This is a genomic window from Acinetobacter sp. 228, assembly GCF_048147885.1.
In genome coordinates this window covers 1-1840 of sequence record NZ_JAYWYV010000118.1, presented here as the reverse complement: position 1 = coordinate 1840, position 1840 = coordinate 1, and the positions used below count along the sequence as shown (strand labels likewise).

At 41.8% G+C, this 1840-nt stretch carries 2 protein-coding genes and 1 pseudogene; all 3 read left to right on the top strand.

Annotation, left to right across the window (positions count from 1 at the left end):
• Window positions 1-168, top strand: a 168-nt coding sequence (locus VXQ92_RS16475) for a hypothetical protein (RefSeq protein ID WP_416682549.1), incomplete at its 5' end; no start/stop codon positions are given.
• Window positions 169-307: 139 nt separating this feature from the next.
• Window positions 308-685 carry a hypothetical protein gene (locus VXQ92_RS16470; protein WP_000529425.1) on the top strand — a complete coding sequence of 126 codons (378 nt, stop codon included), beginning with the start codon at window positions 308-310 and terminating at the stop codon, window positions 683-685.
• 104 nt (window positions 686-789) lie between these two features.
• Window positions 790-1840 (top strand): annotated as a pseudogene (gene dnaJ / locus VXQ92_RS16465) (molecular chaperone DnaJ); the annotation flags it as partial.

The following is a 1840-nucleotide window of genomic DNA, read 5'->3' as shown; positions in this document are numbered from 1 at the left end:
CTCACGGCATTGGCAGCAGTACTCGCCATGATCCCTCTTTCGCGGAGTATTTTCTTCGGTCCAATGGCTGTTGCGATTATGGGCGGACTCATTGTTGCTACCTTGCTGACATTATTTGTCTTACCTGCATTGTATGCAGCGGGGTTTAAGGTGAAAAAATCAGCATAAAATCCATAAATTTTTTGTGAATAAAGGTGCGAAATATTGAAAAGTCCAATATAGTAGCACCTGTCTTTACACAAAAAATACAGGATTATTTCGCTGCATAAAAAATAGGCATAATGCAGTGAATTGAGGTGAAATACAGATGGGGCAAGACCATATCGAACAGCATCGCCGTTATATTGTAATTTCTTATGCGTTCATGTTTCTTGCATTGTTTACGGTTATTTTTGCGGCCTTTGCTTATCTGGTCGCTCGTAAAGTAGCTGTTGTGGATGATGCGGAAGTTTGGATTCATGCTCATGCGCTATGGATTATGCGCAATGGTATTCTATTCCTCCTCATGTCAGTTTTTGCTGTGGTCTGGTTTATTCCTCTCTTCTTTTTTGCATGGGATAGCAACCTTTGGGTAACGGCTTCAACAGTTGCTGGTGTAGTTTTTAGTGCTATTGCTTGGTTATTTTTATTAAATGCATGGTTAAAAGGCTTGTCTAAATATTTAAAAAATAAGGCAGTTTTTTAATATATCTGTTTTTTGAAAGTTTTCCCCTTGTAAATTCGGCTAAAGCCCCCCATTTAGTCGGCAATAGAGTATTGATAAAATTTCCGTGAGGAGCACCGCCAAACATGGCTAAACGTGATTATTATGAGGTTTTAGGCGTTTCAAAAACCGCAAGTGATGATGAGATCAAAAAAGCCTATCGTAAATTGGCGATGAAATATCATCCTGACAGAAACCCTGACAATGCCGAGGCTGAAGAAAAATTTAAAGAAGCTTCTGAAGCTTATGAGATTTTATCGGACAGCGAAAAACGCAGCATGTATGACCGTATGGGACATAATGCGTTTGAAGGCGGCTTTGGTGGCGCTGGTGGTGGCTTTGGCGGTTTCAGTGCAGAAGATATTTTTAGCCAGTTCGGTGATATCTTTGGTGGAGCGTTTGGTGGCGGCGGACGTCAGCAACGCCAACGTCGCTGTTAATATTTAAGCTATGTAATGGAACTTACCATTGAGGAAGCTGTAAAAGGGGTTAAAAAAACAATTACCTTTACTGCTCCAGCACCATGTGATGTGTGTGATGGTAAAGGCTCTAAAAATCCAAAAGATGTGGAAACTTGTAAAACTTGTCACGGTTCAGGACAAGTGCGTATGCAGCAAGGTTTCTTCTCTGTACAACAAACGTGTGGCACATGTCGTGGCCAAGGCAAAATTATTAAAAACCCATGCCATGCATGTCATGGTTCAGGTGTAGCAGATCGTCAGCAAACATTAGAAGTGACGATTCCAGCGGGTGTGGATAATGGTGACCGCGTTCGTTTAAGTGGTAAAGGCGAGGCTATTCGTGATGGTCAAGCTGGTGACTTATACGTTGAAGTGGTTGTTCGTGAACACGAAATTTTCCAACGTGATGGTGCCGATTTATATATGGACGTACCAGTAAGCATTGCTGATGCTGCACTTGGTAAAGAAATTGAAATCCCGACTTTGGAAGGCCGAGTTAGTTTGAAGATTCCTGAGGGAACTCAAACAGGTAAATTATTCCGTTTACGTGGTAAAGGTGTGCGCCCTGTACGTAGCAGTATGGTGGGTGATTTACTTTGCCGTATCGTGGTAGAAACACCGGTTAACCTAACCTCTCGTCAACGTGAATTACTTAAAGAATTACAAGCATCTTTCG